The organism is Bacillus cereus group sp. MYBK95-2 (assembly GCF_051915225.1).
Classification (GTDB): domain Bacteria; phylum Bacillota; class Bacilli; order Bacillales; family Bacillaceae_G; genus Bacillus_A; species Bacillus_A cereus.
The window spans coordinates 42,191-59,404 of the sequence record NZ_JBQAEH010000012.1 but is presented as its reverse complement, the minus strand read 5'-3'; the positions used below and the strand labels follow the sequence as shown (position 1 = coordinate 59,404).

Here is a 17,214-nt window from a genome sequence, read left to right as displayed (position 1 = left end):
TCCCAATATGAAACTTATATCTCTATAAAAAAAAGTAGCATAATAGCTACTCCTTTTTTCTTTGTTTCTCATATTGTTCAAACGTATGAATTCTTTCAAAAATTGGTGGGTGCGTGTATAAGAAAAATTTCACTAACGCAGGCGGATTCACTTGGCTTAAACTTGTTTTTGATAAATATTGAAAAGTTTTCACACCAGATTTTCCGTCCTTCGTCATATTTAAAGCATATTGATCTGCCGCTCTTTCTTCTATACGTGAAACATAGTTTGTTGCTGGTTGTACTGCAAATGAGAGTATAGAAGAAATTAAGAAAAATAAAGGTAAAATGGAGAAACATGCCACTTTTGAAATTTGCAATGTATCTCCCCATTTGCGAATACACATATTTATAATACGACTAATTAAAAACATACCTATAAACGATAGCAATACATAACTTGCAACGCCAAAATATATATGCTTCATAACATAATGCCCCATTTCATGGGCCATGATAAATAAAATCTCTTTATCTTTTAACTGCTTAAGCGTTGTATCCCACATTACAATACGGGCGTTAGGGCCAATTCCTGTTACGTAAGCATTTAATGCATTCGTTTTTTCTGACATATTTACTTCATATACGTGTTTAGCAGGAATGTCCGCTTTGTCTGCTATCGCTAAAATTTTCGTTTCTAATTCTTTATTTTTCAGCGTCGAGAAGTCGTTATAAAGCGGATCAATAACGACAGGCTGTATGAATGTTAAAAAGATTGTAAATGGAACAGAGAGTGCCCATCCTGCGAGCCACCATCTCTTCGGAAATTTACGGATAAGCCATAATAGAACGGTAACTACGATTAACATAGTCGCATAACTTTCCCAAAAACCGATAACATGATCTTTTATCCAGCTTTGTGTACTTTGCGTTGAAATGCCGTAATCAACGGACACTTTCCGGCCAATCCATTGCATCGGTAAGGCAAGCACTGTTGTCAGTAATGATAAATAAAAGAAATAAATCGCAACTTGCAAAACACTTATTTTAGTCGTTTCCTTCGACCATTTCTCAAACTTTCTTGAAATACCTAGCACAAGTACAAATAATAAAATAATCCATTCAAGAGGCGTCGCTAAAAAGTATAGTAAATTTTTCACGCGCGAATAATCTTGGCTTAGCGTAAGCTCTCTAGCACTCATAAACGTTTCTGGATCTGCACTCGTTCCCTTATACATGTCCGGAATAAGTTCATGATTCCATCCAAATAAATACCAATATATAAGTAACGCAAATCCAACGTACAAAAAAAGCGACCAACCAATAACCTTCCTCACGCTATTCCCTCCTCTATGCTGCCTGTCTATTATTATTGTAAGTTCGTACACGCTAAATTAGAACAAGCTTATTATGTGAATTGCTCTGAATCTTTTTATTTACATAAAAAAACTCTTCTACATAAGAAGAGTTTTACCTATCTTTAAACATTTTCTTCGGTTCACAATCCGTAATAAGGATCACACTTACAAACCAACACGTACCCTACTTGCTTTTTAGATAACATAAAAAGCCTCTTTAAGGAAGTACATCTATTAATAAACTAAAATCTTGTAAAGAGAAAGAACTATATTTCATAATACCCTGTACAGCTAAAAGTAAAACAAGACCGATCACACACATATAGTTAACGCTTTCTTCATTCTTTTTTTCAGTAACGACTCCACCACTTATACATAAAATCCCCAACAAATGGAGCGCTAAATACATGAAAAAGTAAGCTTCCTCCCAGCGCAAAATAACATTCACTGTCGTTATTAACACTAGACTAAGTAAAATCAAATAAAAAAACTTATTTGATGATATCGTTTCATTCATATAATTTTATACATCCCTTTCAAATTTCGAATTAATGATGTTTCAAAGCTATAAAGTAAATGATTGTTTTCATACCATAAAACAAAAGGAAAGCCACCATTACTTTCTCGAATACTTTATGAATCCACATATACTTCTCTTCATTCTTTTTGAAGATGCGCTTCATCATTTCTTCTACAATTAGACCAAATATTAGTAAAACCCCGAACACAATAAGAAGAGAAATAATATTTTCTTTTAAATGAGTACTAGAAAATACGTAATACTCTGGAAACACAATCGTATCTACTACAGGTTGAAGCCAATGACAAACGCTTTTATCACACATATCTGTAATAGACGTAGAATCTATAATGTCTTTTAATATTTTTTCAACCGTCTTCTTCATCTTATTTACTCCCGACTACATCTGAAAAGCTCTTTTTCTGCACTGCATATATAACTGGCACTTCTTTACTCCAATATTTGCGATTAACAAATAAAAAGATAAGTACTAAGTTTAATCCTGTTATAAAAATAATAAGTCCAGGAAAGAATGTCGTATAACTTGAGAAATCGGCAAAACTCATAATTTTTTCTCTACTTATTAGAAAAGACGCACCTATTACAAATGCATTGTTTAACATATGTATTGCAATTGGCATGAGTAAACTTTTCGTACGAATATATACGATTGACAATACGATGCTGAATATGGCTGCACCGAGGAAATCAACATGTAACAACGCAAACAATATTGCTACAACGATGGTCGCTATGCTCGTTCCCCATTTTGTTGCAAAACGTTGAAGTAAAAATCCGCGAAAAACAAATTCCCCGATAATTGGTGCGATGAATACGACCCTAATGACTTGAGATACATATCCCCCAGTACTATCTACAATTGGTTCATGCAGGGCGTTCATAATAAAGTCCGGTGTAATCCATGCAAAACTATACATATACAAAATAAGATACCCGTAACTAAACATGCATAACATAACCGTAATGTATAAAACTTGTACCAAGTTAAATGTTTCATTTTTATTAACAAATAATGAAAATGAAATGTGGTGCTTTCTATACTCATAAGAAATCCATACGACCGGAAGAATATAGAATATAAGGATATTTATAAAAGAAGAATTTTGTATATGAAATATACTTGTTAGCAAATCGCCACTACTTCTCGCTATTAAAATTAATAGTGCAAATACAATTAAAAAATATCTAGCTCGCATCACTTGAAACGGGTTCACACTCATCTCCTCCCCTATGTTACTTTTATCATATCATTTGATTCTTAATTTTTTGCGAAAGAAAACCTTAAAATTTCCTTAAAAATTCCATAAGTTACAAAATGATGATATGATATTCGAGAAAATTAGGAGGGATGTTTATGTACCAAGCAAATATTTTACTCGTTGATGATGAAACAGCAATTTTACAATTACTAACTACCATTCTTGAAAAAGAAGGCTTTTCTCATATTACAACTGCAACATCAGCTGAAATGGCTTTATCTCTAACTAAGCAAAACAATTACGATTTAATTATTTTAGATGTAATGCTTCCTGGACAATCTGGTTTTGATATTTGTCCAATCATTCGCCAACAAACAGATTGTCCAATTTTCTTCCTATCAGCAAAAGCATCTGATTTAGATAAAATATCCGGATTTTCATACGGTGCAGATGATTATATTACGAAACCATTTAATCCATTAGAAGTAGTAGCACGCATGAAAGCACAGCTTCGGAGACATATGAAACAAACCGTACCACACGAACAAAAATCACACTCGATTTCATTTGGAAGATTTGAAATTGATCAGCACTCTGCAGAACTAACAGTAGATGGGCACATTGTCGAATGCTCCGCTCAACTCTTTCAACTACTACTCTTCTTTTGCGAGAATCCGAACTACGTATTTTCGAAAGAGGAAATATACGAAAAAGTTTGGGGAGCACCTGCCTATAATGGCGATGACAACACTGTTATGGTCCACATTCGAAAACTACGTGAAAAAATTGAACATGATCCAAGTAAACCAGAATATATAAAAACCGTTCGCGGGCTTGGTTATAAGTTCGTTACAAAGTAGGGTGACGATATGAATTTTAATAAACGACTTATTATTCAATTTATCATGCAACACGTTTTTGTTTTAGTTACATTACTTATCGCTGTAGTTGCTGCTTTTACTTATTTAATTTTTCTTCTTACTAGTACTTTATACGAACCTAACATTCCAGATTCTGATAGTTTTACAATTTCAAGATACATCTCTTCAGAAGATGGGCATATTTCGTTACAATCTGAAGTGCAAGATTTAATAAAGGAGAAAAATGATTGGCTCCAAGTTGTAGATGAAAACGGAAAAATCCTCTACCACTTTAATACACCAAATGATGTTCCGAATGCTTATACGAAGACATCTTTAGTCGCATATATACAACATCATATCGAAAGTAATTATAAATTTACATATTGGGAAATTGAATTAGAAGAAAAGAAAGTACTTGTTATTTATGGTGGTATGTTAAAAAGCAATGCGTTACTGACAGCAATTCAAAAGGATCACTCCTCTTTAACGATGGATTCGTTCACATTAACAGATCAAGAAAAACAGTTACTGTCTAAAGAAAAAGCAGCACTTCAAATATTTAATCAAAATGGCGAAGAGGTTTTTGCCTATCCAGCTGGAAAGAAAAAAACATTTTCAGCAATACAAATCGCCCTTAATGAAAAAGAACCGTGGAATCATAAAGAAAATACGTCTAGCTTTTACGATGCAAATAGTGGCAACCTTCTCGTTGTAACTGCAAAAAATGAGCACTACTATCCAGGTGACGAAATTGAAGATGTATTTACTAAGAAGTTTCTCATCGGATGTGGATTAATCCTTCTTATCGTATTTGTTTATTTAGTCATTCTTTCTATTTGGTACGGTAATAAATTCGGGAAACCGTTATTACATGCGATGCGCTGGCTTAAAAATATCGCTGGTGGAAAGTATGAAGAACCTATTAGTAAAAAAGGAAAACCCGTCAGGTTCCGGCGATCTGGTAAAGAAAAATGGTCATTCCGTTTGTTTAGAGATGTAACAAGTTCACTAGAACACCTTTCTATTACACTCAAAAAAAATGATGCGATGAGGCAAGTCCTCCAGCAAACACGAGAAGAATGGATTACCGGTCTAACACACGACTTAAAAACACCACTTAGCTCTATATATGGCTACGCATTATTACTCGAATCGAATCAATATAACTGGACTGATCGTGATATTCAGCAATTTGGTAGTGTTATGAAAGAGAAATCTCAATATATGACAACATTAATTGATGATTTAAGCTTAACGTATCAATTAAAAAATAACAGCCTTCCTGCCCAACACGTAAACGTTGAAATCAATCAGTTCGTTCAAAAAGTGTTATTGCAATTTATTAACAATCCAACACTCCAAAATCAAAATATTGAATTCGTACCGAGCTCAAATAAAATTCAATATTTCATTGAAGAAAAATGGTTCCAGCGTATTATCGAAAACTTACTCGTAAATGCTGTAAAACATAATAATGAAACAACTACTGTCATCGTAAAACTATCACAAAACGCTAATTCCTTTACACTCTCCATTTCAGATGATGGAAAAGGAATGGATGAAAAAACGAAAGAACTTCTATTTGAACGATATTACCGCGGAACAAACACAGAAGAAAGCAACATCGGAACTGGACTTGGCCTAGCCATTACAAAACAGCTCGTTCATGCTCATAACGGAACAATTTCCGTTGATAGTGCACTCGGAAAAGGAACGACGATTATTCTTGTATTTCCGTTTCGTTCGTAGGAAAGACGCTATGTGGCGTCTTTTTTCTTTTCTGGGATGATTTTACAGTAATTGAAATTATGTGGATCGTTTTTTTGAGGTGTTTTATCGGTATATGAAATTATATCGGCGCAACTCGAATTATATCAGCGATTTTCTAGATATATCGACTTACCGACAAAAACCGACAATACTAACCTACTTCCCTACTATACAAAGTAAAAGTAAAAATAAAACTATTAACAAATACATTTCTAAACTGTTATACTATAAATAGAAGTATAAACTAACTAAGTTTTGCATAAAATGAAGTAGACGAGGTGCTTCCAACACCCCGTCACTGCAACTAATTACCGCAAGGTGGAAGGTTGCAACTAAAGCTTATTTGCGCTTAGAAGACTTCCCACGCTTCGCAGGCAGACGGGTGGTCTTCTTTTTGCGCTTTTTTGCCGTTAATTTCTTAAATCCAAAAACTATACCTTCTCTAGCTATAGTTTTTGTAATTTCCAACAAAATTTGCAAAAGAAATTCCATACGATTACACCTCCTTTCTTCACAAAATGAAGAAAGGGCATAACCTTCCACCCGCAATATTTAATTGCTACTTTATTTTACCATTTTCATATGTATTACAGATAAAACAATACAAATTTAACAATCCACTTATAAAAAAAGCGAACCATCTCCCAATGATTCGCTCTTACCCTATTATTTTTTCTTCACCGGTATCCAAAGCTCTACTTGTGCAAACTCACTCTTATCTTCGTGGCAACGCTCATCGTATAATTCAAACTCTGTAACGCCGCAATGTTCATAGCCTGAATGCGGAAACCATTCTGAGAATACTGCATTCCAAGTTTGGTGGATAGACGATACCATTTCTTCATGAGGAACTTTCGGCGTTGTAAATACTGCATATGTTGCTGCCGGGAAAGTACGCTTTGTAATTTCATTTGGTACATTTTCAAAGTCTGTAACTTCCATTCCGATAATATAAGTGAAGTCTCCTGTTTCTAAATTAAAATCAGTACATAATCCAAGCTCTACCCATTGGCTCGTATCTTTACGATTCGGAATCGTCGTTCCAAGATCTTTTTGTAAATATTCTTGCCAAAATGCTGGAATATCTTGATGGTTTTTCCCTTCTTTACTTGTCGTCTTCAGTTCATAACCCGCCACTAAAAATTCTGGTTTATTTACAATACGATATTCCATTTGTATGCCTCCTAAATACGGATTTAATTTTCTTTGCTTTACATTTACTCTGTAATACATCGGTGTTTCGATTTCTTGTTTTCGATATTCACTCGGTGTCATTTGAAATAATTTTTTAAAGGCTCTCGTGAACGTTTCGTGAGATTGAAAGCCATGTTCAAACGCGATATCAATAACTTTTTCATCCGTATGAGAAAGTTGATAAGCTGCCCGGGCTAACCTCCTCTTTCGAACATACTCCATTACCGTATCACCTACTAACGCCTGAAATACACGATGAAAATGAGACTCAGAAAAACCTGCAACCCGCGCTAAATTACGCAGCGTTTGTTTTTCCATTACATCTTCCTCAATATAATCAATTGACCTTTGAATTTGTGTTTCATAGCTTTCCATCTCTGTTCACCCGCCTTATATGTATTATGATAAAAGAGAACGCAATCCAATTCTTGACGTTTTTTACTATAATTCCATAAAAAATTGTAACTTTTTTATATGTATTTCGTTGTTATGTATGAAGGGAGGGAAATGTAGTGAAACGTAAACAATCATTAGAAGAAATTTACTCAGAGCATATGCAAGATTTATTTCGCTATCTTCTCTCCCTAACCGGAGATTCCCACTATGCGGAAGATCTCATGCAAGAAACATTTTACCGAATGCTCGTCCATATTGACTATTATAAAGGAGAAGAAATTAGGCCGTGGTTATTTACAATTGCCTACAATGCCTTTATCGATTGGTATCGAAAAGAAAAAAAGTATAAAACAACTACAGTGGAAGAATTCCATTTACCAAACGTGCCAAGTACAGAACATGAATATTTCGTAAAACATGAGATTGCTAGTTGGTTAGACAGTTTATACGCTCTTCCGCTCGAAAGACGAAATGTCCTACTACTACGAGATTACTATGGATTCTCCTATAAGGAAATAGCAGAAATGACTGGTCTCTCATTAGCGAAAGTGAAAATTGAATTACACAGGGGACGGAAAGACACGAAAAGCATAAAGGAGTGATACGGATGAGTTGTACAGAATTTAAAAAACTATGGAAGAAGTATGAAAATGGAACGCTCACGCATGATGAACAAGAACTGTTAGAAAGTCATATTGAGTCATGTGAAGAGTGTGAAGCTTACTTAGATGAGCTGTTAACAAAAACAGAACCAATTAAGAAAAAGTTACCTCCAAAAAATCTTAAAATTCCTTTTTGGAGAATTAAGTGGAAACATCGTTTACAAACGTTTGGTTTTATATTATCAATTTGCATCGTTATCTATATAATCGGCGGGGTATTATCAGCCTTTTATTTTCAAGCTAATAATGATAAAAGGCTAGAAGAAATTAGAGAGGTTCCTTCGCTTGCACTTGAAGCAACGATCCCAAATAGCCGTGTTATGGGAGGCGGAACAAGTGTAGAAGCTTTTTTCCGTACGAATAGCCAATTTGATTTAGTACGAACCGTCGGTAAAAAAGAAATGCCCCTCGGTACAATAGAAACAAAAAGCTTCTTATCATCTGTAGATGTTACGAAGCGAACTTGGATAAATCCGTTCTATCAACCAAAACTCTTCTTTGTTCATCCAAAAACAGAGCAGGGTGATTATTTAAAGGATTCATCAAAAAAAGTATGGGATACACTTGCAAAAGTACATGATGGAACCGTTGCAGAAGTAGCAATTTCTTTTGATAAAGCTTACACTTTAAAAGAATTAGAACCGCTTTTATATAGCACATTCGAGGCACAAGAACTCCCTCCAACTCCTTTATGGTACGCTTTAGATACAGGACAAGAAAGAAAAAATGTAGATGACTATATCCTACATGGCGGAGAAGCTATAGGGTTTCCAGAACATGTAAGATTCCTCGATAATGAAACTGACGGGCAGAAAACGCAAGAAGACAAAGTAACCGAAATGATGCGCGTCCTTTCTATCCATAAAAAAACGGTAAGCAAAATAGCAGCGCTTTCTGAGAAAGAACTAAACTTAGATAAACGTTATGAATATGTAAAAGAGAATGGCGTAAAAGTATACGGCATTGTCATTACTGGCCCGTCGAAAGAGTTATTAAAATTACAAAACTCCCCGCACGTACGTTATGCGACTCTTGGAGATATTGAGATTTGGAATTGGTTTGATCATTAATAAAAAAGAAGTAGCGCTCTAAAAACGATGCGCTACTTCTTTTTTAATTCGAAATCACTTTCACATACATCCCTCTCACCGCTTTTTCATAAGCAATATCACTCATCTGTCTTATGTTTTCTGACACAACAGATGCTGGAATAACTTCACCTTCACGAAGTAACGGAGGATCAATAAGACGGACTTTATTTTTCTGATACAAATCGTAATCGTCTCTATCTTCTTTTACTTTTACATTGGGATGAACTTTTCTTAATAAAGCATGGACTTCTGAATCATTACATTGCTGCAATTTCGAAATAAGCTCAGCATCTTCAAGAAGGAAATCATCTGCATGAATAACCTTTTTATGAAGAGCTAACTTTAACGTTTTCACTAACATATCATTTCCGTAAATATTCATTGGTTTCATAAAGAAATCGATTACTTCTTTGTAATACGTTTCTGTAAACCACTCTGCCATTTCGATACTTTGAAGGACCATTTTCCCCTCTACTGCGATAATATCCTCTAAAAATCTATGAACCTCTTCTAAAGAAATATATCCGTATGTATACATATCTCGTAACGTATAATCCACTCGATCTGCACATAATTCGGGCGCTGACCTTTCCAGTAATGTCCACTTCGAATCATCTAATAAAATATCTTCATAGTTATAACCATGCTTCGCAAGGATCGCTGGAATTTCTGAGTTTTTCACAACAGAACTAAATATCTCTTCATGATAACTTTCATCTTCATTATCAAAAACGTAATCAATCACGTGGGAAAAGGCAGTATGCGATACGTCATGCAGTAAACTAGCAATCTGTTCTTCTACTGAACCACCTAGTTTTTTAACTAATAACATAACACCAACTGAATGATCAAAGCGCGTTACATTCCATTTCTCGTTCACTAAGTAACTTGCGCCATTTTGATGAATTCCCTTTAGTCTTTGCATAGACTTACTTGAAATTAATTCTTCTACTACTTGATCCACTTCAAATTCTCCGTATAGTACATCTGATATGATCACTTACAATCCCCCTTTATTTTAATCGAGTCTTATAATCGTATCTCTTTTATGAAATTAGCACCAACATAAATATTTATTTTTATTTGTTTTTATTAAAAAAAATAGAGAGCCATCAACTCTCTATTTCATAACCCCTATTCAAACGTAACTTCTACCTGCACAATCTCCGACCTACTACCAAGTCTAAGCGGGGGTCCCCAAAATCCAAATCCAGAAGAAACAATTGCGTGGAACGCACCTTTTTGTGCGTATCCCCAGTCTAGCTCGTACATTCTTCTCGTTACAATATGATTGGGCGCCATTTGTCCGCGGTGCGTATGACCGGATAATAATAAATCTACACCTGCCGCTGCTGCTTGTTTCAATTCAAATGGCTGGTGATCCATTGCGATAACAGGCATCGATTTATCTACCGTACTCATTAATTGTTCAAAGCTTTGGCGATCTCGCTCTGTTTTATCTCTTCTTCCAATGAGATAAAAGTCATCTTCAATTGTAATCACTTCATCTAAAAGAATACGAATATCAATCTTATCCATCTCTTGTAAAAACTCTGGAACTGCTCTGCCGTAATATTCATGGTTTCCTAAAACGCCATATACGCCTAATGGAGCTTTCATTTGTTTCATGATTGGTCCCATATTCTTTTGAATGAACACACCTGGATGATCATCGATAATATCACCTGGCAGTAAAATAATATCAGGTTCCATCTCATTTACATGACGAACAAGTCTTTTTAAATGCGAAACGCCAGACAGTTTACCGAAATGCATATCAGAAGCCATCGCAATGCGTAAACTTTTACGCCCCTCTACCTTTTTCGGTATGTGCACCTCGTACTTTCTTACTACCGGACTATACGCATTAAATACTCCATACGCAAAGATAAAGATAAATGCAACTATCACAGCCGCCCCTGTCCAAATAATTGCCGCTTCTTTCTCTACTGAAAACTGTAAAAGAAAGACCATAATATCAGCTAATGGCAACAACATAAGCGCATATTGTATGACCGCAAACCAAATCGAACCTATCGTTCGCAGAAATGGCAAAAACTTAAACACTTGCACGAGAATGTACGCATATGAAATAAATGCGACTATGAAAGCATAATATCCCCAAGATTCCCAGCCAAATACCGCATGAAGCCAAACCCATCCGTTCCAGCCGATGTAAAACATAAGTAGTGTGTATATAATTAATATGGTAAATATATTGAGATAACGAAGATTCTTCACAGCCAGCCTCCTTATTGATTTCTTCTATTATAACTTGTTATGCACTTATAACGTAAATATTAAGCGCTTCGCTCATCATAGTAAAAACCTATAGTTGTTAGACTTGTATCTAACAACTATAGGCACCATTTATATCAACATTGTTTTTACAAATGCTCTTTATAAAAACTTGTTAATTTTTCAACTGCAATTCTTACTGGTTCTGGTTGGTCGTATAAATCGTAATGACTCGCACCTTCCACAACAAGTAAATCCTTTTTCTCTGAAGCTGCTTTCTCATAAAGCTCATGACCATCTTTATAAGAACCAAATGCACCTTGCTTACTGCCGACAATAATTTGCAGCGGCTGCGTTAATAACGTATCTGCTAAATGGAACGCATCAAAACCAATTACCGACCCCATACTCGTAAAGTTTAACTTATTTGGCGAGTTCACACTTTGACCTCGCGGCGTTGTGTAATACTCAACTGCTTCTACAATATCTATATCCGTCATACCTGCTGCCGCTAACTCTTCCTGATTTTTAGGAATCCAATTTGTAATCATTTTCTCTGCTCCGCGTGCTTCAGCAGTACGTTGTTTACCAATTGCCTCTAACACACCAATCGTGTTAGACTCACGATTTAAACGACCGATATTTGCACCAACAACTGTACCAACCGCTTTAATGCGGCGCTCTGTCATCGCAGCATTTACCGCATAACCACCGCCTGCACAAACCCCTAAGACACCGATACGTTCTTCATCTATATAAGGAAGAGTAGTTAAATAATCTACTGCTGAGCGAATATCCTCAACTCGCACAGCTGGCTCTTCAATATATCTCGGTGTACCTTCACTTTCACCTTGATATGACGCATCAAACGCAAGCGTGACATATCCTTGTTCCGCTAACTTCTCGGCATACAATCCTGCTGTCTGATCTTTACAGCTACTACCTGGATGCACACAAACAATCGCTGGATTTTGTTTCTTTTCCTCAGTACCTTCGGGAATGTTCAAAATACCTGCAACTTGTAAACCTCTTGCATAAAATCTTATATTTTCCTTCGTAACTGCCATATATAAAACCACCCTTATCTTATTATTAATTTTACACTTGTGAGAGTTATTACTCACGTGTATATTTATAATAAAATGAGTAGAACCTTGTTTCAATGACCACATTTACGCATTTGGGTGATAATACACACATAAAGAAATATGTGTATCAACAACGGAGGAACACGATATGGAGAAAATCGATAGAAGAATTATAAAATCACAAAACGCCATTCAATCGGCATTTATAGAAATGTTAATTACAGATGGATTTGATGAAATTACAGTTAAAAACATTACCGAAAAAGCAAACATCGGAAGAAAAACGTTTTACTTACACTATCTAGATAAGTACAATTTATTAGATAAAATTGTGGACGATCATTTAGACCAATTAAAAGAAATATGCTACGAGAAGCAAAACAAAGAATTTATAGAAGGAACAATCATATGGTTTGAATACTTCAAAGAACACAAACCATTTTTCGCGGCACTATTTAGAAGTAACAGCACCTTATCATTTCAAAAAAAATTACTAACTTTCATCATGGATGAAATAGAGAAAAAATTAAATACAGACACATCAGTAAATAAAAACATCGATAAACATATCGTCTTAAAATTTTTAGGAACAGCTGTAATGGGAATTTTAGAGTCTTACGTGTTGGATGAAATTGATAGTGATGTTGCGTTTGTTGCGACGCAAGTTGGAGAGTTGATTAGGAGGAATATATGAAATGCAACTTTAATCAGTGGGGATTTATTCATCCCCCACCTAACTTCTTTGCTTTCGCTTCATTTTGAGGTGGGGGTCATACTACCCAGTAAATAGGGGGGTAAAATAAAACCGCATCAATTTTCTTAATAAGGATTGATAAAATGCTATTATCGTTATCCTTCAAAACTCATCTATGCAATTATGCATAACCATCCATTCCGTTTTATTTTCATGTTACGATATAAATGTAATACGACATATATCGACAAAGATAAAAGGAAGTGATTGTATGAAACGTTCTAAAACATACTTAAAATGTTTAGCATTATCCGCTGTTTTTGCTAGTAGCGCTGTAACTCTTTCAACACCTGCTGCTTATGCTCAAACAACATCACAAGTTGTAACAGATATCGGACAAAATGCAAAAACACATACGAGCTATAATACATTTAATAATGATCAAGCTGATAATATGACAATGTCTTTAAAGGTAACTTTTATCGATGACCCAAGCGCTGATAAACAGATTGCCGTTATTAATACAACTGGTAGTTTTCTAAAAGCAAATCCTACTATAAGTGATGCACCTATTGATAACTACCCAATCCCTGGCGCTAGTGCAACATTACGTTATCCTTCACAATATGATGTTGCATTTAACCTTCAAGATAACAGCGCTCGTTTCTTTAACGTAGCACCTACAAATGCTGTAGAAGAAACGACTGTAACATCTAGTGTATCTTATCAACTTGGTGGCTCTGTTAAAGCTTCTGTAACGCCTAATGGACCTAGCGGTGAAGCTGGTGCAACTGGTCAAGTCACTTGGTCTGACTCTGTAAGCTATAAACAAACTAGTTATAAAACAAATTTAATTGACCAAACGAACAAAAACGTAAAGTGGAACGTATTCTTTAACGGATATAACAATCAAAACTGGGGTATTTACACACGTGACTCCTATCATTCTTTATATGGAAACCAATTGTTCATGTACTCTCGCACATACTTATATGAATCTGATGCAAAAGGTAATTTAATACCGATGGATCAACTTCCGGCATTAACAAATAGCGGTTTCTCTCCTGGTATGATTGCTGTTGTTATCTCTGAAAAAAATACAGATCAATCTAACTTACAAGTCGCTTATACAAAACACGCCGACGACTACCAACTTCGTCCAGGCTACACATTCGGAACTGCAAACTGGGTTGGAAACAACGTAAAAGACGTTGATCAAAAAACATTTAATAAATTTTTCACACTAGATTGGAAGAATAAAAAGTTAGTAGAGAAAAAATAAGTAAAAAAACGAAGGGACTATTTAGACTCTTCGTTTTTTTACTTATTCATAATAAGATCCCGCGAGTAATACCGTCGCTATGAAATTCCATGATATATTTTTAGGCATCTCTTCACCTTTATTTTGAAAAGCACCATCACAATCATTTAGCCATGCTTCCAATGATTCTAAGTAATCTTCTAACGTTATATTCTCCCACTCATCTTTATTTTCTTTAAAATCTTTTTGAAGATAAAACAGGAATTCTACTAATTTTTCTTTTGAATCTACACCAGTAGCTAGCTCATACATATCCATATTATTACTCCTTTCAAATACAAGTAAAATCCGCTATCTCTTCAACACAAAAACATTCTTTTTTATAAAACGCTATATTTCTCTTCCAACCAATCTTCTATAACATATTGTCCTGCTATCCCTGAAGGATTTTTAATTTTCTTACCTTCTTCTTCACTAACCATTTCAAAATCGATTAAAGGACCATCTGCTCTCCCTCGGCTCACAAAATAAGTCCCCTGATTCTTATTCTCAAACACAAAATCTGGAAGATTATACTCCCCCGGATCAAACAATTCCATTGGCAATCCACCAATAATTTTCCAATCACCATCTAACCAACCAGACCAGGCAGTATACGCCGTAAATAATACTTCTTTTTGATTCTTGTAATAGTTTTTAAACTCGCTTATTCGTATTTTTTCATCTGTAAATAAAGAAAAATATTCTATATATGTTTCCCCATCATATGGCCGCGTAACATTTTGGCCTTTCACTAACATTCCGTACCCATACTTATTAATATTTTTAAGATTTATCGCAAAAACTATCCCTGGCTTAAATGATTTTTTGCGACGTTTTTTTAATTTAAACTTACAATCTACTACTTCTTGTTCCTCTAAAGAAAAACTATCACTCTGCATTTCTAATGCATTTTTTAACATTATCTCTAACTCATTTAGATTTGGTAATCTGTGAGGCCCTTCATTATATATCTTTTCAATCTTTTGAAAAGCATCCATTAAAATATCAATGCTTTCATCACTTATAATCAATTTATCCCCTTTTATTTCCTCTTTATAAAAAGACATATTTTCTCTCCTTTACTCTCTTATACATATCCCTTGAAGACTCTCTTTTTCTTTCTATCACACTAAACCACGCACCACTTCTTCTAATAATAAATTCAACCATTCATCCAATTTGTTTTAAAACACTCTAATACACTCAGCTTTCTTTCCATAGTACTATTTCAACATTATACTCATTTTTTTAAATTGATAGGCTTCAACAATAGACTTAAGACTTATTAATTCTTTACATACAATATCTTTCATATATATCAAAAACCTCTCGTTTATTCTAAACATAAAAAATAAGCATCAAACTTCCTTAATATTAATAAGTTTGATGCTTACTCACAATTATTATTTAAAATATTTTTATCAAACCGTAGATAAACGATGTGGATCACAGAAAGTTTCTGTATCAATCTCTTTTTCCAGCCAAAGGTCAAAGAGCGCACTAATATCTCCATCTCCTTGTTCCATCATATACTCTTTTTCTGCTTGATGAATAGGTAATAACCAAAATAAATCAAGCTCCTTTTCTTCAAAAAACTCCATTAGCTCTGGAGACTCTCCTGCCTCAATAACTGCCGGGCTTACTAAAAGCACATTCATTGAAAAATCAGATTCAGCATCCGCATTAGAAATTGTATCCCCATAATCAAACGAGGTCTCATCTATAAATGGATAATGTGCTAATCCAGCAAGCAAATCAATTATTTTCTCATTTTGATTTGCATTTAACCAAATTAATTCTCCTTTAGCACCATTGGTCATATATTCAGCTGACATCCCTAATGTCACATATGTCCATACTGGCCTATCTTCATTTTTCGGGAATTCTAAAACGTATAGCATTCCTTTTTTTAGAGCGGTATTATCTAATTCTACTCTTTTAGCTCCTCTTTCACCCCAGGTATATTCAAGAATCTGACTAGGCTCTCCAAAATGTTCATAGTATTTTTTCTGAATGTCACTTAATTTATTTTTTCGAAAAAAATTCATTTATGCTCTACAACCCTCTTTCTACTATACAACCTTGTTATTAAAGATAGATTTCTTCTTTCCAACTACTGGATTTAGATTGAACTACTATTAGATTTTCACTTTCCCATTTTAATGTCCCTAAGAATCTAGAATATACCATTTCATTCCCTACCTCTTCCACCAATAGTTGGTCTCGAATCTTTAATCCCTTTTCATCATACACTTCACATCGTAGCTGGAAACCTTTAACACGATGAATTCCTTTTAATATCGCTATCTTCTTACGGCTTGGGCTTTTCTTAGGTGTCTTCCCAACTAAAAATATTCCTTCATAGTTTTGCTTCACAATTTCATCTAAAGATTCCTCTATATACCCTTTAACAACAGATGATGAAAGAGTAGAGTTTTCTTCAAGTCCAAGGACAACATATTGGCGTACTAATTTGCAAAACTCTTTGTATTTCTCTTCAACTGAATTTAATGCTAAAAAGTCCATAAAATCATATGGAACATATATACGAATTTCACCCAAAGCTCTATTCACTTCATATGAAATATCAGTGTTTTCGTTAGCTAAACAAAAGACAGTTACTTTTTCAATCTCTCTTAATCCCATCTCAAACTCGCTAACTTTCTTTGAAAAAATTAGCTCAAAAATTCTAATTTCATGTACAAGCAAATAATGTTTTTTAGGACGTTTTTTTTTCCAATCGTAAAACTTTACTTCAAGCAATATAATTCACTCCTTTAAATTTATCACCATGCATCGGGGACCTATGATACCTTTTATTAATTTATTAAACTGTACT

Annotated in this window: 19 protein-coding genes; 6 read left to right on the top strand and 13 right to left on the bottom strand. The window is 34.6% G+C overall.

All coding sequences use genetic code 11. From position 1 onward, the window contains the following. Positions 1-46 precede the first annotated feature (46 nt). The 4 genes from ACTFN4_RS26990 to ACTFN4_RS26975 form a co-directional block, all read right to left on the bottom strand. A complete protein-coding gene (locus tag ACTFN4_RS26990; protein ID WP_001233316.1) occupies positions 47-1,315 on the bottom strand; it encodes a M48 family metallopeptidase in 1,269 nt (422 codons plus the stop codon). 238 nt (positions 1,316-1,553) lie between these two features. Then, complete coding sequence (locus ACTFN4_RS26985) at positions 1,554-1,853, bottom strand: DUF2101 family protein (RefSeq protein WP_001006050.1); 300 nt, start codon at positions 1,851-1,853, stop codon at positions 1,554-1,556. 31 nt (positions 1,854-1,884) lie between these two features. Continuing rightward, on the bottom strand, positions 1,885-2,241 hold the full coding sequence (locus tag ACTFN4_RS26980) for a hypothetical protein (protein WP_000754338.1): 357 nt from the start codon (positions 2,239-2,241) through the stop codon (positions 1,885-1,887). 1 nt (position 2,242) lies between these two features. Beyond that, the gene (locus ACTFN4_RS26975) at positions 2,243-3,091 is read right to left on the bottom strand and encodes a lysostaphin resistance A-like protein (RefSeq protein ID WP_439963088.1); all 849 of its coding nucleotides are present in this window, start codon (positions 3,089-3,091) and stop codon (positions 2,243-2,245) included. A gap of 140 nt (positions 3,092-3,231) precedes the next feature. Here ACTFN4_RS26975 and ACTFN4_RS26970 point away from each other — a divergent pair, with 140 nt between their 5' ends. Together ACTFN4_RS26970 and ACTFN4_RS26965 are read left to right on the top strand one after the other, a co-directional pair. Further along, positions 3,232-3,936, top strand: coding sequence for a response regulator transcription factor (locus ACTFN4_RS26970; RefSeq protein ID WP_000283871.1), 705 nt, complete (start codon positions 3,232-3,234; stop codon positions 3,934-3,936). 9 nt (positions 3,937-3,945) lie between these two features. Beyond that, the gene (locus ACTFN4_RS26965; protein WP_001010450.1) at positions 3,946-5,688 is read left to right on the top strand and encodes a sensor histidine kinase; all 1,743 of its coding nucleotides are present in this window, start codon (positions 3,946-3,948) and stop codon (positions 5,686-5,688) included. 360 nt (positions 5,689-6,048) lie between these two features. Here ACTFN4_RS26965 and ACTFN4_RS26960 read toward each other — a convergent pair whose 3' ends face one another. Continuing rightward, positions 6,049-6,201 (bottom strand): hypothetical protein, encoded by a 153-nt coding sequence (locus ACTFN4_RS26960; protein WP_000394943.1) that lies wholly within the window; start codon positions 6,199-6,201, stop codon positions 6,049-6,051. Between the two features lie 174 nt (positions 6,202-6,375). Next, positions 6,376-7,278 carry an AraC family transcriptional regulator gene (locus ACTFN4_RS26955; RefSeq protein ID WP_000446856.1) on the bottom strand — a complete coding sequence of 301 codons (903 nt, stop codon included), beginning with the start codon at positions 7,276-7,278 and terminating at the stop codon, positions 6,376-6,378. A gap of 137 nt (positions 7,279-7,415) precedes the next feature. On the opposite strand from ACTFN4_RS26955, the gene ACTFN4_RS26950 reads away from it, so the two are divergent. After that, entirely contained in the window at positions 7,416-7,901 is a 486-nt protein-coding gene (locus ACTFN4_RS26950) for an RNA polymerase sigma factor (protein WP_000824008.1), read from the top strand. A gap of 5 nt (positions 7,902-7,906) precedes the next feature. After that, positions 7,907-9,031: an anti-sigma factor gene (locus ACTFN4_RS26945; protein WP_439963087.1), complete on the top strand. Its 1,125-nt coding sequence runs from the start codon at positions 7,907-7,909 to the stop codon at positions 9,029-9,031. A gap of 43 nt (positions 9,032-9,074) precedes the next feature. Here ACTFN4_RS26945 and ACTFN4_RS26940 read toward each other — a convergent pair whose 3' ends face one another. The 3 genes from ACTFN4_RS26940 to ACTFN4_RS26930 all read right to left on the bottom strand — a co-directional run bounded on the left by ACTFN4_RS26940 (position 9,075) and on the right by ACTFN4_RS26930 (position 12,357). Continuing rightward, positions 9,075-10,052 (bottom strand): HD domain-containing protein, encoded by a 978-nt coding sequence (locus tag ACTFN4_RS26940; protein WP_000587075.1) that lies wholly within the window; start codon positions 10,050-10,052, stop codon positions 9,075-9,077. 134 nt (positions 10,053-10,186) lie between these two features. Next, entirely contained in the window at positions 10,187-11,293 is a 1,107-nt protein-coding gene (locus ACTFN4_RS26935) for a metallophosphoesterase (RefSeq protein WP_000793729.1), read from the bottom strand. A gap of 146 nt (positions 11,294-11,439) precedes the next feature. Next, positions 11,440-12,357: an alpha/beta hydrolase gene (locus tag ACTFN4_RS26930; RefSeq protein ID WP_439963086.1), complete on the bottom strand. Its 918-nt coding sequence runs from the start codon at positions 12,355-12,357 to the stop codon at positions 11,440-11,442. Positions 12,358-12,526: 169 nt separating this feature from the next. On the opposite strand from ACTFN4_RS26930, the gene ACTFN4_RS26925 reads away from it, so the two are divergent. Together ACTFN4_RS26925 and cytK2 are read left to right on the top strand one after the other, a co-directional pair. Beyond that, positions 12,527-13,072: a TetR/AcrR family transcriptional regulator gene (locus tag ACTFN4_RS26925; protein ID WP_439963085.1), complete on the top strand. Its 546-nt coding sequence runs from the start codon at positions 12,527-12,529 to the stop codon at positions 13,070-13,072. A gap of 271 nt (positions 13,073-13,343) precedes the next feature. Continuing rightward, positions 13,344-14,354 (top strand): beta-channel forming cytolysin CytK2, encoded by a 1,011-nt coding sequence (gene cytK2, locus ACTFN4_RS26920; protein ID WP_439963084.1) that lies wholly within the window; start codon positions 13,344-13,346, stop codon positions 14,352-14,354. A 42-nt stretch (positions 14,355-14,396) separates the two neighbouring features. On the opposite strand, the gene ACTFN4_RS26915 is transcribed toward cytK2, so the two are convergent. From ACTFN4_RS26915 to ACTFN4_RS26900, 4 genes are all read right to left on the bottom strand, one after another. After that, positions 14,397-14,651, bottom strand: coding sequence for a DUF7660 family protein (locus ACTFN4_RS26915; protein WP_088867684.1), 255 nt, complete (start codon positions 14,649-14,651; stop codon positions 14,397-14,399). Positions 14,652-14,713: 62 nt separating this feature from the next. After that, positions 14,714-15,442 carry an Imm26 family immunity protein gene (locus tag ACTFN4_RS26910; RefSeq protein WP_439963083.1) on the bottom strand — a complete coding sequence of 243 codons (729 nt, stop codon included), beginning with the start codon at positions 15,440-15,442 and terminating at the stop codon, positions 14,714-14,716. A gap of 354 nt (positions 15,443-15,796) precedes the next feature. Beyond that, positions 15,797-16,423, bottom strand: coding sequence for a suppressor of fused domain protein (locus ACTFN4_RS26905; RefSeq protein WP_001008994.1), 627 nt, complete (start codon positions 16,421-16,423; stop codon positions 15,797-15,799). 40 nt (positions 16,424-16,463) lie between these two features. Continuing rightward, positions 16,464-17,138: a hypothetical protein gene (locus ACTFN4_RS26900; RefSeq protein ID WP_211477957.1), complete on the bottom strand. Its 675-nt coding sequence runs from the start codon at positions 17,136-17,138 to the stop codon at positions 16,464-16,466. Between the last annotated feature and the right edge of the window lie 76 nt (positions 17,139-17,214).

Excerpts from the sequence above, each read along its gene's own strand:
- ACTFN4_RS26985 (WP_001006050.1), bottom strand. The coding sequence starts at position 1,853 with ATGAATGAAACGATATCATCAAATAAGTTTTTTTATTTGATTTTACTT.
- ACTFN4_RS26980 (WP_000754338.1), bottom strand. The coding sequence starts at position 2,241 with ATGAAGAAGACGGTTGAAAAAATATTAAAAGACATTATAGATTCTACG.
- ACTFN4_RS26970 (WP_000283871.1), top strand. The coding sequence starts at position 3,232 with ATGTACCAAGCAAATATTTTACTCGTTGATGATGAAACAGCAATTTTA.
- ACTFN4_RS26965 (WP_001010450.1), top strand. The coding sequence starts at position 3,946 with ATGAATTTTAATAAACGACTTATTATTCAATTTATCATGCAACACGTT.
- ACTFN4_RS26960 (WP_000394943.1), bottom strand. The coding sequence starts at position 6,201 with ATGGAATTTCTTTTGCAAATTTTGTTGGAAATTACAAAAACTATAGCT.
- ACTFN4_RS26955 (WP_000446856.1), bottom strand. The coding sequence starts at position 7,278 with ATGGAAAGCTATGAAACACAAATTCAAAGGTCAATTGATTATATTGAG.
- ACTFN4_RS26945 (WP_439963087.1), top strand. The coding sequence starts at position 7,907 with ATGAGTTGTACAGAATTTAAAAAACTATGGAAGAAGTATGAAAATGGA.
- ACTFN4_RS26930 (WP_439963086.1), bottom strand. The coding sequence starts at position 12,357 with ATGGCAGTTACGAAGGAAAATATAAGATTTTATGCAAGAGGTTTACAA.
- ACTFN4_RS26925 (WP_439963085.1), top strand. The coding sequence starts at position 12,527 with ATGGAGAAAATCGATAGAAGAATTATAAAATCACAAAACGCCATTCAA.
- cytK2 (WP_439963084.1), top strand. The coding sequence starts at position 13,344 with ATGAAACGTTCTAAAACATACTTAAAATGTTTAGCATTATCCGCTGTT.
- ACTFN4_RS26915 (WP_088867684.1), bottom strand. The coding sequence starts at position 14,651 with ATGGATATGTATGAGCTAGCTACTGGTGTAGATTCAAAAGAAAAATTA.
- ACTFN4_RS26910 (WP_439963083.1), bottom strand. The coding sequence starts at position 15,442 with ATGTCTTTTTATAAAGAGGAAATAAAAGGGGATAAATTGATTATAAGT.
- ACTFN4_RS26905 (WP_001008994.1), bottom strand. The coding sequence starts at position 16,423 with ATGAATTTTTTTCGAAAAAATAAATTAAGTGACATTCAGAAAAAATAC.